This window comes from Pseudomonas sp. NPDC087814, from assembly GCF_044742865.1.
Taxonomy (GTDB): Bacteria; Pseudomonadota; Gammaproteobacteria; order Pseudomonadales; family Pseudomonadaceae; genus Aquipseudomonas.
Window position 1 is genome coordinate 74554 of record NZ_JBIUVK010000022.1, and the last position, 17546, is coordinate 92099.

Below are 17546 nucleotides of genomic sequence, written 5' to 3' on the forward strand. Positions count from 1 at the left end.
GATGGATCGGCCTCAATCCTTAAGCCGCTTGTGCCACGCAATGCTCGATCAGCGCCTCCAGTTCGGCCTGGTACTCTCGCATCAACTGTTCGACGGTTTCGGCACGGTAGCGGCGCGTGCTGAAAATACAGCGCATCGCCAGGCGTCCGTCATACACCTGCCCCACCACTTCCAGCCAATTGCCCAGGGCCGCTTGCGGGCTGTAGCAACTGCCATAGCTCTCCTGAGCCGGCACCAGCATCGCCTTGTCATCGAAGCTCTGGTCGAACTGCCCCAGGTAGTTGAAGGTGACACGCGCCTGGGGTGCCAGGCGCAAGGTATCGGCCATCGACACACCGCTCATGTGACGCAGGATGCCGTAGCCCAGGCCCTTGTTCGGTACGGCCGCCAATTGCCGCTGCACCGCACGCACCGAGCTCCCGATATCAGCCCCGGCACCGGGTGCCAGGCGCACCGGGAACATGCTGGTGAACCAGCCCAGGCTGCGGCTCAGGTCGATGTCCTTGACCAGGTCTTCGCGGCCATGGCCTTCGAGCTGGATCAATACCGAAGGCTGCCCGCTCCAGCGGCACAACACCCGGCTCAGCGCGGCGAGCAACACATCGTTGATCTGCGTCTGGTAGACCGCAGGCACTTGCTTGAGCAACTGCTGGGTATGCTCCTGCGACAGGCCCATCAGCGCGACCGACTGGTACTGCACCTGGTTCTTGCCACGCGGGTTATCGCACGGCAGCTCACTGCCCGGCTGGTCGATCTGCTCAAGCCACCAGGCTTGCTCCTGCGCCGGATAATTCGCCGCGTACGCTTGCAGACCCTCGGCCCAGGCCCGGTAGCTGCTGGTACGAATCGGCAGGGCCGGCGCCTGGCCATTGCGGTAAGCCTCATAAGCGACCTGCAAATCCTGCAGCAGCAAACGCCAGGAAACGGTGTCGATCACCAAATGATGGATCACCATCAATACCCGCACCTGGCCATCGCCCAACGTCACATGAGCGGTACGCCACACCGGCCCGTCTTGCAGGTCCAGGCTGCGCTGTACCTGTTCGGCGTACAGCTCAAGCTCCGCCTCATCGGCCACGGTGTGTTGCCATAACAAGGGCTCAGTGGCCCATTGCGCCTGCATGTCCTCCAGCGGCTGGTAATGCTGGTAATAGCGTGCGCCCACCTCACGAAAGCGCAGGCGCAGGGCGTCGTGCTGCTTCAACATGCAGCGCAATGCCAGCTCCAGCGCCGGCAGATTCAGCGCCTGGCGTGCACGCAGCATCAATGCCTGGTTGTAATGGTGCGGCTCGCTCATACGCTGGTCGAACAGCCACTGCTGGATCGGAATCAGGTTGAACTGGCCCTCGGCGGCCACCTGCGAAACATCCTCGATCAGCGTGGCGACGGTGCTTGAACGCTGCTCGAAAATCGCCTCGATGGTCTGCCCGCGCATCAGGTCCCGCAGCTTGAGGTCCATCTTCAGTTCAGGGTGGTTGCGTACCCGCGAGACGACTTGCAGGCTGAGGATCGAGTCACCGCCCAACTCGAAGAAGTTGTCGGTGATGCCCACGCGCTCCACTTGCAACACATCAGCCCAGACCTGTGCCAGCAGTTGCTCGTCACGAGTACGGCCGGGAACATACTCGCCGCCCTTGAATTCAGGCTCCGGCAAGGCCTGGCGATCCAGCTTGCCGTTGGGCGTGACAGGCAGCGCCGCCATGCAGATGACCTGGGTGGGCACCATGTAATCCGGCAATTGCGCGCGCAAGTCCGCCTTGAGGCGATCACCGATGGCCATGCCATCGGGCGTCACCACATAACCGATCAGTTGCTTGCCCGACGCACTGTCACGGGCGATCACCAACGCGTCACTGACATCGTCCAGTTGCCGCAGGCTCGCCTCGATTTCCCCCAGTTCAATGCGAAAGCCCCGGACCTTGATCTGGTGGTCAATACGCCCGACGTAATCAAGCACACCATCAACACGCTGGCGTACCAGGTCGCCGCTGCGGTAGAGGCGATCGCCCGGCGACCCGAACGGGTCCGGCACAAAGCGCTCGGCACTCAGGTCCGGACGACGGTAATAGCCGCGGGCAATGCCCTGTCCGCCGATGTAGAGCTCACCGGCAATCCCCGGCGGCAGCGGGTTGAGGTCTTCGTCCAGCACGTACAGCGCGCGCTCGCCGACAGCACGCCCGATCGGCGCATAGGCGGCCTCGCACCGGGTGTCGACCGGGACCTTCCAGAGCATCGGCGTGACCACGGTTTCGGTGGGGCCATAGCCGTTGGTAAAGAACTGTGGACGCAGTGCCGCTTTCACTTGTTCGAAGGTCTGGTCCGGCACCGCATCGCCACCGAAGCAATACACCCGTACCGCGGGTGGTTCCTGTTGGCTATGGGCCGCGTACTCGGCCAACTGCTTGAGGTAGGCCGGCGGGAAACAGGCAATCGTGATGCCGTGTTGATGCAAGGCGTCGAAGGTCTGCTCCGGTGTCCACAGGCTGGCATCGCGGATCACCAGCGTGCCCCCGCTCAATAGCGTACTGAGCCAGCGCTCATGAGCGCCGTCGAAGGCAAATGACATGAAATGCAGCTCGCGGGTGCGCTCATCCATGTCATACAGCCCGGCGATGGCCTGGCAATGCATGCTCATCGGCCCATGCGCCACTGCCACGCCTTTCGGCCGACCGGTGGAGCCCGAGGTATAAATCAAGTAGGCCAGATTGGCGCCCAGCAAACTGCTGGCGGGCGGCGTGTCGCTGTAGCCGGCGCGGTCAAACGTGTCGATGGCCAGCTGCGCCAGGCCTTCCACCGCCGGAAGGCGCGCCTGCACCTGGCTATGGGTCAGCAACAGCGCCATCGCCGAGTCTTGCATCATGAACGCCAGGCGTTCGGGCGGATAGTCGATGTCCAACGGCACATAAGCCGCGCCGCTTTTCATCACCGCCAGTAACGCCACGATCATCTCGACGGAGCGCTCCAGGGCCACCCCGACCACCACTTCCGGCCCAGCCCCCAGCTCGATCAAGCGATGGGCCAGGCCATTGGCTCGACGTTCCAGCTCACCGTAGCTCAGCGAATCGCCCCCACACACCAGTGCCGTCGCCTCGCCACGCGAATCGGCATGGCGTGCGATCAGTTCCGGCAAGAGCTGCGCGTGATAGCTGGCATTCGGCGCCGCACTCCACTGCTCAAAGGCTCGCCACTGCTCGGCCCCAAGGCGCTGAAGGTTGCCCAGGCGCGCCGTCGGCGTAACGATCATGGCCTCGAGGGTGTCTTCCATGCAGCGGCGAATCTGCTCTACCGCCTCGACACTGAAGGCATTGCGCAGGAACAGATATTCGATCGACAACTGTTCGCCGAGATTGACCGCCAGGTCCATCGCAAAGTTGGTCACGTCATGGTTACGCGACTCGCCGAAACTCAGGCCGGTGTCCTGTTGCTCACCCAGGCGCTCATCGATCGGGTAGTTTTCAAACACGATGATGCTGTCGAACAGCCCTTGCCCGCCCAGCCCCGACCAGCGCTGGATATCCGCCAGCGGCGCGTGTGCGTACTCACGGATGTCCATGTTGCAGGCCTGCAACGCTTGCAGCCACTGATCCAGCGGCTGCGCGGGTTCCAGGGTCTGGATCACCGGTAGCGTATTGATGAACAGCCCCAGGATGTTGTCGGCATTGGCCAACCCCGCAGGACGGCCAGCCACGGTGGCACCGAACACCACAGTGTTCTGCCCGGTAAAGCGTTGCAGCAACAACAGCCACGCGCCCTGGATCAGCGTGTTGGGGGTGATTTGCAAGGCGCGGCAAGCCTGTTGCAGGCGTGCGGTTTGCACCGCATCCCAACGTGAGTAAAGCGCCTGGTGCCCGGGCAAATCCTCGACATGCCGCGGGAACATCGCCTGGTTCAGCGAGGTGGCCTGCTCCAGCGTCGCAAGACGGCTTCTCCAGAAGCCCTCCAGCGCCCGTTGATCCTGGCGTTGCAGCCATTCGATGAACTCGCGGTAACGACCGTTGCGTGTCGGCACGTGGCCCTGGGCATAAAACTGCATTACCTCGCCAAACAGTCGCGAACTGCTCCAGCCGTCCATCAGGATGTGATGGCAGGTCCAGATCATCTGGTAACGGTCGTCCTCAAGCCGCAGCAACAGCACACGCTGCAACGGCGCACGGGCCAGATCGAACCCTTGCAGGTAATCAGCCGTTGCGCGCTCGCCGATCGCCTGTTCGCTGATGTCCTGGCCGCGCCAATCTTCGATCAGCAGCGGCAATTCGGCCTGGCGGTGGACAATTTGCACCGGGGCGCTCAAGCCATCCTGCCAGTGAAAGCTGGTCCGCAGAATGTCCTCACGCTCAATCACCGATTGCCAGGCTGCGGCGAAGCGCTCGGTATCCAGCCCGTGTACCGGCAGGCTGATCTGGTTGATGTACAAGCCGCTGCTGTCGTCGGCCAGGGTGTGGAACAGCATGCCTTCTTGCATCGGTGACAACGCATAGACGTCTTGCACCTGCGCCACGGGCACCGGCAAGCCGTCAAGGTGCGCCTGGGTCAAACGGGCCAGCGGGAAGTCAGACGGCGTCAGGCCCTGATGCTCTTCGCCGCAGCAATGCTCGATCAGTGCCTGCAACGCGACGCCGTAGGCATCGGCCAATTGCTGGACGGTGGCCTCATCAAAAACGTCGCGGCTGAAGGTCCAGTCCAGGGACAACTGGCCGTTGTACACCCGGCCATCGATGGTCAGCCAGTTGCCCAGCGCCACGTCATCAGCGTGCCCAGCCCCGCTGCCCTCCTCGCTCGGCGCGAATAACGCCTGCTCATCAAAGCTCTGGTCGAACTGGCCGAGGTAGTTGAAGGTAATCCGGGCCTGCGCGAGTTTCGCCAGACGCGAGCGGACATCCTCTGCACCGAGGTAACGCAGCACGCCATAACCCAGGCCCTTGTTCGGCACCGCGCGCAGCTGTTCCTTGATGCCCTTGATGGTGTCTGCCGCGTGCACCGATGGGGTCAATACCACCGGGAACAGGCTGGTGAACCAGCCCAACGTGCGGCTCAGGTCGACGTCGCCGAACAGTTCCTCACGGCCATGGCCTTCCAGTTGCACCAGGCACGCAGGTTGCGCAGTCCACTGGCAAATCACCTGCGCCAGGGCACTGAGCAAAAGGTCGTTGACCTGGGTGCGATAGGCCGACGGTGCCTGCTTGAGCAGGCGCCGAGTCTGTTCTGTATCCAGACGCGTGTTGACCGAATGGCCATGCACCGAAGCCTGGCTGCCCTCAGGCCGCGCCCGTGGCAGTTCCGGCAACGCATGGGCCTGTTGCCCGGTCCAGTAACTCAACTCCCGAGCCAGCCCTTCGCTGTGGGCGTAGCCCTGCAACTGCTCGGCCCACGCCTTGAACGCGGTGGACTTGGGTGGCAACACCACAGGCTGGTTTACCGCCAGTTGCCGGTAGGCCGTTTGCAAGTCTTCCAGCAGCACGCGCCACGACACACCGTCCATCACCAGATGGTGAATCGCCAGATGCAGGCGCGAACTGCCGTCCTGCACTGCGATCAGGCTGCAACGCAGCACCGGGCCGTGTTGCAGGTCGAGGCTGCGTTGCGCCTGGTTGGCAATGGCGATGATCTCATCGGCGTTCTCTGCCTGGCGCTGCCAGAGGCCTACCGGTTGTGCGCCGACGGCCTCATGGCTGGCCTGCCAGGTACCATCGCCCGATTGCACGAAGCGCAAGCGCAAGGCGTCATGATGGGCCACCACGTGCTCAAGGGCCTGCTGCAGACATGCGCCGTCCAATGGCTCGCGCGGGGTCAGCATCAGCGACTGGTTCCAGTGGTCACGGTGCGCCATGTCATTGGCGAAGAACCAGTGCTGCATCGGAACCAGATGGCTGTCACCGCTGACCGGCCCCTGATCGATCGTTGCGGCTTGATCGGCGCTCGCAGCCCGGGCCAGCGCCTGGATGTTCTGGTGCAGGAACAGGTCCTTGGGGGCCAGGCCGATTCCCTGCTGACGTGCACGGCTGACCACTTGAATCGAATTGATCGAGTCACCGCCCAAGGCGAAGAAGTTATCGGCAGTGCCCACCCGGGCCACGCCGAGCACGGCTTGCCAGATCTCGACCAGGGCACTTTCGACTGCATTGGCGGGAGCCACGAAGTCCTGCTGTACCTCAGCCATGTCTGGCACCGGGAGAGCCTTGCGGTCGAGTTTGCCGTTGGGGCTCAGGGGCATTTTTTCCAGCGGCGTCAGGTGCGTCGGCACCATGTGTTCCGGCAGGGTCTGGCGCAGATGCGCAGTCAGCGCCTCGCGCAGTGCCGGCCAGTCGCTGGCGGCGCCAGGCTGGGTAACGACGTAGCCACTCAGGGCTTTGCCGTTGCGGCTGTCCTGCGCCACCACCACGGCTTCGCGCACGGCCCCGTGCTCCAGCAGACGGGCCTCGATTTCACCCAGCTCGATACGAAAACCGCGGATTTTCACCTGATGGTCGATACGGCCAATGTAATCAATCACCCCGTCAACGCGGTAACGGGCCAAGTCGCCCGTGCGGTACAGCCGTTCACCCGCGACAAACGGGCTTGCCACGAATCGTTCGGCCGTCAGCTCCGGGCGACGGTGATACCCACGCGCCAGTCCCTGGCCGCTGAGGTACAGTTCGCCGTTGACGCCGCAGGGCACCGGGTTGAGCTCGGCGTCGAGAATGTAGGTCATCAAGTTCGCAATCGGCTCGCCGATGGGCACTGCGTCACGGCCCTCGTCACGACAGGTCCAGTGGGTGACATCAATTGCGGCTTCGGTAGGGCCGTAGAGATTGAACAGCCCCGCGCCCGGCAGCTTGGCGAAGACCTGCTGCTGCGCATCGATCGGCAACGCTTCGCCACTGCAAACGATACGGGTGAGGCTGGTGCAGCGGCTGACATTGGCATCCAGCACGAACGCTTGCAGCATCGACGGGACGAAATGCAGGGTAGTAATGCCTTCGCGCTCGATCAATTGGACCAGCTTCTGTGGATCGCGATGATCCCCAGGCGACGCCACGACCAAGCGGACGCCGGTCATAAGCGGCCAGAAAAACTCCCAGACGGACACATCGAAGCTGAACGGCGTTTTTTGCAGCACGCGGTCGTCGGCGTGCAACCCGTAGGCCTGTTGCATCCAGCACAACCGGTTGGTCAGGGCACCGTGGCTGTTGCCAGCCCCTTTGGGTTTGCCGGTGGATCCGGAGGTGTAAATCACATAGGCGAGGTTTTGCGCGACGGCCCGCGACTCGGGGTTGCCTTGCGCCTCACCGGCCAGCCAGGCATCGTCACCATCGAGTATCAGCGTGCGCACCCGTTCCGGCAGCGGCAAGGTTGCGACCAGTGCTTGCTGGGTCAGCAACCATTCGATGCCGCTGTCGTCGATCATGTAGGACAGGCGTTCCGGCGGGTATTCCGGGTCCAGCGGTACATAGGCGCCGCCGGCCTTCAGAATCGCCAACAGGCCCACCACCATTTCCAGGCTGCGGTGCAGTGCAATGCCCACCAGCACATCGGGGCCTACGCCACGCGCGATCAAGGCGTGAGCCAATCGGTTGGCCCGCGCGTTGAGCTGGGCATAGGTCAGCGACTGCCCCTCGAACACCAACGCCACGGCATGTGGGGCCCGCTCCACCTGGGCTTCGATCAAGTGGTGCACCGGCTGGTGGTTCGGGTAGTGGGCGAACGTGCGGTTCCAGTCCTCAACCATCATCCGGCGCTGCACCGCATCGAGCATCGGTAATTCGGCGATGCGCTGGGTGGGGTTGGCCACAATCGCGCGCAGCAGGTTCAGCCAGTGTTCGCCCAGGCGTGCGACGGTGGCTGGCTCAAACAAGTCAGAGGCATAGGACAGTGCGGCACTGATGCCTTCGCTGTACTCGAACGTATCCAGGGAGAGGTCGAACTGCACGCTGCCCGAATCCCAGGTCAATTGCTCCAGGCTCAACCCCGGCAGTTCAATCGCCTCGCGACGAGCATCACTGGCATGGTTGAACATGGCCTGGAACAATGGCGTATGGCTCAGGTTGCGTGCAGGTGCAAGCAGCTCCACCAGTTGCTCGAACGGCAGGTCCTGATGGGCCTGTGCTCCCAGTACCCGCTGCTTGACCTGATGAAGCAATTGGTCAAAGCGCAGGTGCCCCTCAATGTCGGCCCGGAGTACCTGGGTGTTGACGAAGAAACCCAGCATCCCTTCGGTTTCCAGGCGATTGCGGTTGGCAATCGGTACCCCGACACGAATATCCTGCTGCCCGCTGTAGCGGTGCAACAAGGTCTGGAAGCCGGCCAGCAGCAGCATGAACAGTGTGGTGTTTTGCTGCTGCGCCAGGCGCTTGAGACTCTCGGCCAGGGACGGCTCGAGGGTGATCGGCAGCCGGGCCCCACGATAGCTTTGCTGAACCGGACGTGGATGGTCGGTTGGCAGTTCAAGGACCGGTTGCTCGCCGCCCAACTGTTCTGTCCAGTAGCTGAGCTGCCGTTGCTGCTCACCCGCCGCCAGCCACTGACGCTGCCACTGTGCGTAATCGGCATACTGGATCGGCAGTGCCGCCAACGCCGCCGGTTGGCCTTGACTGAAGCCGCGGTATAACTGCATCAGCTCATCGATCATGACCCGCATCGACCAGGCATCCGACACGATGTGGTGCTGGGTCAGGATCAGCACGTGATCTTCAGCGCCCAGTTGCAACAGCTTGACCCGCAGCAACGGCCCACGCTGCAGATCAAAGAGTTGGCGGGTTTCAGTTTCAATCAAGCCGCGCAGGCCAGGGTCATCCAGCCCGGCAGCCGCCGACTCAAGCGCAATCGCCACCGGTGCCGGCGCGTCGACCCGTTGTACGGGACGCTCGTTCTCCAGCACAAACCGGGTACGCAAGCTCTCATGACGCGCCACCAGGGCGTCAAAACACTGTTGCAAGGCCGCCAGGTCAAGGTGTCCGCGCAAACGCAGGGCCGCGGGAATATGGTAGGCGCTGCTGGTGGGCTCCAATTGCCACAAAAACCATTGCCGTTGCTGGGCATATGACAGGGCAAGCGGCTGGTCGCGTGCAACGCGCGGGATGGCCTGTTCAGGAGTCAACGATGCCGGGGCCATCGCCTCGACAAATGCTTGCAAGGTGTTATGGGCGAACAGCAGGCGCAAAGGCACCTGGACTTGCAGTTGCTGGCGAATCCGCGAAACCATTTGGGTCGCCAGCAGCGAATGGCCGCCCAGCTCGAAAAAGTTGTCACTCAGGCCAACCCGCGGCACGTTGAGCACCTCGGCCCAGATCGCCGCCACCGCTTGCTGCACCGGTGTCTGCGCAGCCACGTAGGTTTTCTGCCATTGGCTGGCATCGGGCTTGGGCAGTTGCCTGCGGTCCAGCTTGCCATTGGGGGTCAGCGGGAACCTTGGCAACAGCACCATATGCGCCGGCACCATGTAGTCGGGCAAGTTGGCCTTGAGCCGGGCGTTCAGGCTGTCGCGCAGGCGACCCTGGCCGTCGGCATCCAGGCCCTGCCATTCGGCGGCGGGGACCACATACGCCACCAACGCCTGGCCGCCCGGGGCATCCTGGGCCAGTACCGCGGCTTCACGTACAGCGTCCTGCTCCAGCAGGCGCGCTTCGATTTCCCCGAGCTCGATGCGGAAACCGCGAATTTTCACCTGATGGTCGATCCGCCCCAGGTATTCGAGGATACCGTCCGGGCGCTGACGTGCGAGGTCGCCGGTGCGGTAAAGCCGCTCGCCGGTGCTGGAAAACGGATGGGGAACAAAACGTTCGGCGGTCAATCCCGGGCGCTGGAAGTAACCCCGCGCCAGGCCGTCCCCGCCGATCAGCAATTCGCCGGCAACACCATAGGGCACCGGCATCAGGTCTGCACCGACGATGTACAGCGATGTGTTGTCGATTGGCCCGCCCAGCCAAGGTTGCGCAGCCTGCGGACGCAGCCGGTGCAACGCCGACCAGACCGTGGTTTCCGTCGGGCCATAGAGATTCCAGACTTCACCGCCAAGGCCAAGCATGCGCACCGCCAGTTCCTGGGGCAACGCCTCGCCGCCGCACAGGCACGTGCACCCCTGGAGCACGTGGGCCTGTTCATTGTCGAGCAACATGCGCCAGGTCGAGGGAGTCGCCTGCACCACGTTGACCTGTTCGGCGTCGATCAGGGCCAGCACGGCGTACGGGTCCTGCGCCACCTCCTGGCCGGTCAGCACGATGCACGCGCCGACCATCAGGGGTACGTAGATTTCCAGGCCGAAAATATCAAACGAGAACGTGGTCAGTGACAACGCCCGATCCTGGGCGGTCATGCCCGGCACCCTGGCCATGCTTGCGACAAAGTTGGTCAGGGCGCCATGTCGCACCATCACCCCTTTCGGCTGGCCGGTGGAGCCAGACGTGTAGATGACATAAGCCAGGTGCTCCGGATCCAGCCGGGTAGGCAGATCGTCACCGGCATGGCCGTCAAGCCAATTGCCCGGTTGATCCAGCACCAGCGTAGTGACCGTGTCAGGCACCGGGATCTGGCTGAGCAGTGAATGTTGGGTCAGCAACAGGTCGATGCCACTGTCCTCAATCATGTAGGCGAGGCGATCCTGCGGGAACGCGGGATCGAGGGGCAGATAGGCGCCGCCGGCCTTGAGGATTGCCAACAACCCGATCAGCATGTGCGGGCTGCGTTCGACGGCAATGCCCACCAGCACACCCGCGCCCACCCCGTGACGTTGCAGCTCCACCGCCAACTGATTGGCCCGGGTATTGAGTTGCCCGTAGCTCAAGCGCTGGCCATTGATGACCAGCGCCTGCGCCTCCGGCGAGCGGGCCACCTGTGCCTCGAACAATCGATGAACATAACCCGCCTGCGGGGTGGCTACCGACGTGCGGACGCAATCGTCGAGCTGCGCTTGGCGCTGTTCAGCGTCAAGCAACGGCAGCTCACCGATGCTTTGTGCCGGGTTCGCGATGATTGCCTGCAGCAGGTTTTGCCAGTGCCCGGCCATCCGCGCAACCGTGTCTGCACCGAACAGATCCGTGGCATAGATCAGCGCCGCAGACAGCCCATCGGGGCGCTCCATGGTTTCCAGGGTCAAGTCGAACTGTGCACTATGGGTATCCCAGCGCAGCCCCTCGACCTTCAATTCACCGGCCGGCCCCTCGCCCGCCGGGCCTTGGGTCTGGTGGTTGAACATCACTTGAAACAGCGGGCTGTGGCTCAGGTTGCGTTGCGGCTGCAAGGCTTCCACCAGTTGCTCGAACGGCAGGTCCTGATGCGCCTGGGCATCCAGCGCAGTCTGCTTGACCTGTTGCAGCAAGGCACTGAAGGAGCCCTGGCTGTCGACCTCACTCTTGAGCACTTGGGTGTTGACGAAAAAGCCGATCAACCCCTCGGTCTCCACCCGGTTACGGTTCGCGGTCGGCACGCCAACCCGAATGTCGTTCTGCCCGCTGTAGCGATGCAGCAAGGCCTGGTAGGAGGCCAGCAGGATCATGAACAGACTGACCCCTTCGCGCTGGGCCATCTGCTTGAGGCCGCAGGCCAGCGCGGTGTCGATATCCAACTCCAGCCGGGCACCGCGATAGCTCATCACGGCCGGGCGCGCAACGTCAGTCGGGAGCTCAAGCACCGGCTGCTCGCCGCCCAGTTGCGCGGTCCAGTATTGCAACTGCCGCTCCCGCTCGCCGGCCTCCATCCAGTGCCGCTGCCAGATGGCGTAGTCGCTGTATTGAATCGGCAACGCTGGCAGTTCCAGGCTCAACCCTCGACTGAACGCGGCGTAACCCTTGACCAACTCCTCGACCATTACCTGCATCGACCAGCCATCGGAAACGATGTGGTGCAAGGTGACAATCAGCACATGGTCATCCGCGCCCAGTTGCAACAGGCACGTACGCAACAATGGCCCCTGCTGCAAGTCGAACAGCCGGCGCGTCTCGTCTTCGATCAAGCGCCGCAGTTGCGCCGCATCCGGCACCTGGGCCAGAGGCTGCACCTGCAGACTTACCGGTGCAGCCTCCTGCACTTGCTGCACCACTTGCTCGCCGTGCACCACGAAGGTGGTACGCAGGCTCTCATGGCGCGCGACCAGCGCACTGAAACTCTGTTGCAGCGCCGCAATGTCCAATGGACCGCGCAAGCGCAGGGCCGTAGGCATGTGATAAGCCGCGCTTTCCGGGTCCAGCTGCCACAAGAACCATTGACGCTCCTGGGCAAAGGACAATGACAACGTGTCGAACTCGGCACTGACAGGCGGAATCGGCAGGTTCGCCGGGGAAACGTCCTCTTCGAGCATTTTCTGCAGGTAAAGACGGCGTTTTTCCAGCGGCAGCGTTATGAAGCGCCTGGCAATACGTTGTGCGACAGCGGTGTCCATCAAACCTCCTCGAATTCATCAAGCAGCGCTTCAAGCTTGCTCAATTTTGACGTGCTCATTGACGTGCCGGTCTGCTCCAGTTGCGCGACAAACGCACCGAGGACCGGAAATTGGAATATCAATTGGGGCGTTAACTTCATGCCCAGTTCGAGCTGCAGGCGCGACACCACATTCACCACCAGCAGCGAATGCCCGCCCAGCTCGAAGAAATCATCCGCCAGACCGACCTGCTCAACGTTGAGCACGCCTTGCCAGATGGCCGCGACCTTGCATTCCAGATCGCTTTGCGGCGCCAGGTAAGCCGAATGCAGCGCGCGGTTATCCGGCGCGGGCAGTGCCTTGCGGTCGAGTTTGCCGTTGGGTGTAAGCGGCAGTTGATCGAGGAAGACCAGATGGGTGGGCACCATGAAGTCCGGCATCTGTTGTGCCAGCCGCGCCTTGAGCTGTTCACTCAAGCGCGCCTCGGCCGCCCTATCCAGGCTGCTGTCCTGGCTGACAAGCCAACCCACCAGGCTCGTGCCGGTCGCCGTTTCCCGAGCCAGCACTACCGCATCTCGTACTTCAGGTTGAGCGTGGAGGCGGGCTTCGATTTCACCCAGCTCAATGCGCAGGCCACGGATTTTCACCTGATGGTCAATCCGGCCGATGTATTCGATTACGCCATTTTCGGCGTGGCGCACCAGGTCGCCGGTGCGATACAGGCGTGCAGCGGCCGACTCGCCAAACGGATCGGGAACGAAGCGCTCGGCGGTCAGCCCTGGACGCTGGTGATAACCACGGGCCAGGGATTCACCACCGATGTACAACTCGCCAATCGCCCCCACGGCGCAAGGCTGCAAGGCGCCGTCCAGCACATAGGTGCATACGTTGTTGATCGGACGACCGATGGCGATGATTCGCCCGTCGTCTTCGACAGTGGCCGCCACGGCATGGCTGCTGGTATCAATCGTGGCCTCCGTGGGGCCATAAAGATTGCGCAGCTCGCCATCGAAGAGGCCCAGGACCTGGCGGGAAAGGTGCGCACTCAGCGCTTCGCCGCCGCACAGCAGCAGGCGCAAGGAGGCCAGGTGTTCACGGGTCGCCAGCGGCAACAGCGCCTGCAGCAACGATGGCGCCATTTGCAGCACACTGATCCCCCAACGCTCCACCTCGACCCACAAGGTGGTCAAGTCCAGGTTCAATTGCGGCGCGGCCAATACCAGTTGCGCGCCGCTCATCAGTGGCAACCAGAACTCCCACACCGAGGCGTCGAAACTGATGGCGGTCTTCTGCAGGACACGGTCACTGTGATTCAGCTTCAGGCAACCCTGCATCCATTCCATATGGTTGCTCAGGGCGCCATGGCGAATCGTCACGCCTTTGGGTTTCCCGGTGGAACCGGAGGTATAGATCACATAGGCGAGGTTCTGGCTGTCGACGGTTACCGAAGGCTCATGCTCGCCGTAGCCATCGAACCGCTCGGGCAGTGCGTCCAGCAGCAGGCAGTCCACGGCCACGTCAGCGAAGTACGGCTGTACGCTGGTTTCGGTCAACAGCAAGGCAATGCCGCTGTCCTCGACCATGTACATCAAGCGATCCTGTGGATAAGCGGGGTCCAGCGGTACATAGGCACCACCGGCCTTGAGGATCGCCAGTAGCCCGACGACCATCTGCACGCTGCGCGGCATGCACAGCCCCACCAACACGTCCGGGCCTACACCCCGCTCGATCAACGCATGAGCCAGGCGATTGGCGCGCAGGTTGAGCTGGGCATAGGTCAGCGACGCTTGATCGGCCAACAGGGCCGGCGCATCAGGCGTGCGTCGAGCCTGGGACTCGAACCGTTGATGAACGTGGCGTGGGTCGGTGGCCGGCACTGCCGTGGCATTCCAGTCGCGCAACAGCACGGTGCGCGTCACCGCGCCAACCAGGTCGATATCACCCAGGCTACGGTCGGCGGCCAGGCTCACCATCTGTGCGAGCACGTGCTCCACCTGCTCAGCCAGGCGCTGGATTGTATGTGTATGGAACGCAGCATGGGCATAAGTGAAGTGCAGGCTCAGGGTCTCATTGAGATTAACGGCCAGGGTCAACGGGAAATTAGTCTGTTCCTGATTACCCACCGTGCCGAAGCTCAGGCCTGACGGTGCCTGCGCTTGCAGGGCCTCGGCCAGCGGGTAGTTTTCGAACACCAGCAGCGTGTCGAACAGGCCTTCACCGCCCTGCCCGGCCCAGCGCTGAATCTCGAACAGCGGCGTGTGTTCATGCTCGCGCAACGCAACGTTGCGGGCCTGAAGCTGTTGCAGCAGGCTGGTGACCGATTGTTCCGGCCGGGGGCTGGCAATCACCGGCAAGGTATTGATGAACAGGCCTATCTGCTGTTCGACGCCTTTGAGTTCGCCGGGGCGTCCGGACACCGTGGCGCCGAAGGCCACCGTGTCATGCCCGGTGTAATGTTGCAGGAGCAGCAACCAGGCCGCCTGGACCACGGTGTTGAGGGTGACCTTTTGCTGGCGGGCGAATTCGCCCAGGCGTTGGGTCTGCTGTTGGGACAGTGAGTGATACAGGCTGGCATGGCTGGTTTCGACAGCCGGCTGCGGCGCGGCGAAACGGTTTTCGGCGAGGCGCGTCGGCGCGTCGAGCGCGTGCAGTTGCGCACGCCAGAACGTCTCACTGGCCTTGGCATCACGCCCTTGCAGCCAGGCGATGTAGTCACGATAGCGGCCCGCCGGGCGCGGCAGCACCTGGCCATCGTAACGTTGCAACACCTCGCCCAGCAGCTGCGAGTTGCTCCAGCCGTCCATCAGAATGTGGTGATGGGTATAAATCAGGTGATAACGCTGTTCAGCGGTCTTGACCAGCACCAGCCGCAGCAGCGGCGCGAGGGCGAGGTCGAAACCCTGGTCGCGCTCGCTGGACGCCAACTCGACGAGGGCCTGCGGGGCATCCGTGCGTGTGCTCCAATCCAGCGCGGTGAAGGGTACGCGCACCTGTTTATGCACCACCTGCACCGGTTGCTCGCTGCCTTCCCAGATGAAACTGCTGCGCAAAATGTCATGGGCGTCGACCGCCGCCTGCCAGGCAGCCTCGAAACGCTGTGGGTCGAGACCGTCGATGTTCAGGCACATCTGATTGATGTACTGACCGCTGCCGTGTTCGTACAAGCTGTGGAACAGCATGCCCTGCTGCATCGGCGCCAACGGGTAGATGTCATCCACCGAACGGGCGGCGAGGCCCAGGTTATCGAGCTGCGGTTGGGTAAAGCTGGCCAGCGGGAAGTCGGAAGGCGTCATGCCATGGTTTGCAGGATCGCAGCAATGACCGATCAACAGAGCCAGCTCCACGGCATAATCGTCGGCCAGTTGCTGGATGGTGGTTTGCTCGAACTGTTGGTGACTGAACGTCCAGCCCAGGCTCAGTGCGCCATCAAATACCCGCCCGTTGAGGCTCAGCCAATTGCCCAGGGGCGCCATCGCGCTTTGCTCTTCACCGGCGCTTTCGCTGGCCGGGCTGAACAACGCGCCCTGTTCCTTATCGAAGCTGGCGTCGAACTGCCCCAGGTAGTTGAAGGTAATGCGCGGCACCGGCAGCGCTTGCAAGGCTGACCGGCTGGCCTCGTCACCGAGGAAGCGCAGCGCGCCGAAACCCACCCCCTTGTCCGGGATCGATCGCAACCCTTGCTTGATCGACTTGATCGAGTCCCCGAGTGCCGCCGCCGGCGACAACTGGACCGGGAACATACTGGTGAACCACCCCACGGTGCGCGTCAGGTCGATGTTGGCAAACAACTCTTCGCGACCATGGCCTTCAAGCTGGATCAAGGTACTTGCATGCCCGGTCCAACGGCAGACCACCCGCGCCAGGGCGGTCAGCAACAGGTCGTTGACCTGAGTGCGATAGGCGGCCGGCGCTTCCTGCAGCAGTTGCCGCGTCAGGTGTTTGTCCAGGCGCGTATGAACAGTGATGGCCTGGCCGTTCTGTGGGCTCGCCTCGGGGTTGAGGCACGGCAGGTCAGCCGCCGCACCTTGCAGTTGCGCCTGCCAGTAGGCCAACTGCTGCTGCAATTGCGCGCTACGTGCATGCGCTTGCAACTGTTCGGCAAACGCCTTGACCGAGCTGGTCTTGGCCGGTAATTGCAAGGTTTGCCCGGCGAGCAATTGGTTGTAGGCCGTTTGCAGGTCGTCGAACAGAATCCGCCACGACACACCGTCCACCGCCAGGTGATGGATCACCAGCAACAGCCGCTGGGTGCCATCGTCCAGGGTCGCCAACACGGCGCGCAGCAAGGGTCCGGTTTGCAGGTTCAGGCTGCGCTGGGCTTGATTGGCCAGCACTTCCAGCGCGCCAGCATCGGCCACCGGGCGCACCCATAACAGATCATTGCGCATCGATGCGTCGCGATGGCTGGCACTCCAGCCTTCGGCGCTTTCGTTGAACATCACCCGCAACGCATCGTGATGCAGCACCAGCGCCTGCAATGCTTGCTCCACCAGCGCCGCTTGCAGCGCACGGGCCGGTTGCAGCAGCACCGACTGGTTGTAGTGATGACGCTGCGGGATGGCGTCGGCAAAGTAAGCCTGTTGAATTGGCAGCAGCAACGCCGGGCCCTGCACCGCAGCCTGATCGATTACCTGCACCGGGTCACCGGTCTGCGCGACAGTCGCCAATGCCTGCACCGTCTGGTGCTGGAACAGGTCTTTTGGACTAAAGCGGATGCCGGACTGCCGGGCGCGGCTGACCACTTGAATCGAGATAATCGAGTCGCCACCCAGTTCGAAGAAGTTGTCGGTGAGGCCAACCCGTTCCAGTTTCAGCACGTCTTGCCAGACGGTTGCGATTTGCTGTTCCAGCGCGCTTTGCGGCGCCACGTATTCGTGCTGTACCTGGCTTGCGTCCGGCTGCGGCAGGGCCTTGCGGTCGAGCTTGCCGTTGGCGGTCAGTGGCCATTCATTCAGGAACAGCAGGTGCGTCGGTACCATGTAGTCCGGCAGGTCCGCTTTCAACTGCGCCTTGAGGGCGCCTGCATCCTCGGCGCCTTGCGCCGGGATCACGTAAGCCACCAATTGCTGGCCGTTCAGCCCTTCCTGGGCCAAGACCACGGCTTCGCGCACCGCCGCCATGGTGTTCAGGCGCGCTTCAATTTCACCCAGTTCGATACGGAAGCCACGGATTTTCACCTGATGGTCAATCCGGCCGATGTACTCGATCACCCCGTCGC

Annotated in this window: 2 protein-coding genes; both read right to left on the minus strand. The window is 62.9% G+C overall.

Annotated elements, in window-relative coordinates:
• Window positions 1-19: 19 nt before the first annotated feature.
• The gene (locus ACIOMR_RS17785; RefSeq protein ID WP_401195518.1) at window positions 20-12349 is read right to left on the minus strand and encodes a non-ribosomal peptide synthase/polyketide synthase; all 12330 of its coding nucleotides are present in this window, start codon (window positions 12347-12349) and stop codon (window positions 20-22) included.
• Window positions 12349-17546 (minus strand): amino acid adenylation domain-containing protein (locus tag ACIOMR_RS17790; protein WP_401195520.1); only part of this gene is annotated, 5198 nt, incomplete at its 5' end. The genes ACIOMR_RS17785 and ACIOMR_RS17790, both read right to left, overlap by 1 nt.

Excerpts from the sequence above, each read along its gene's own strand:
- ACIOMR_RS17785 (WP_401195518.1), bottom strand. The coding sequence starts at position 12,349 with ATGGACACCGCTGTCGCACAACGTATTGCCAGGCGCTTCATAACGCTG.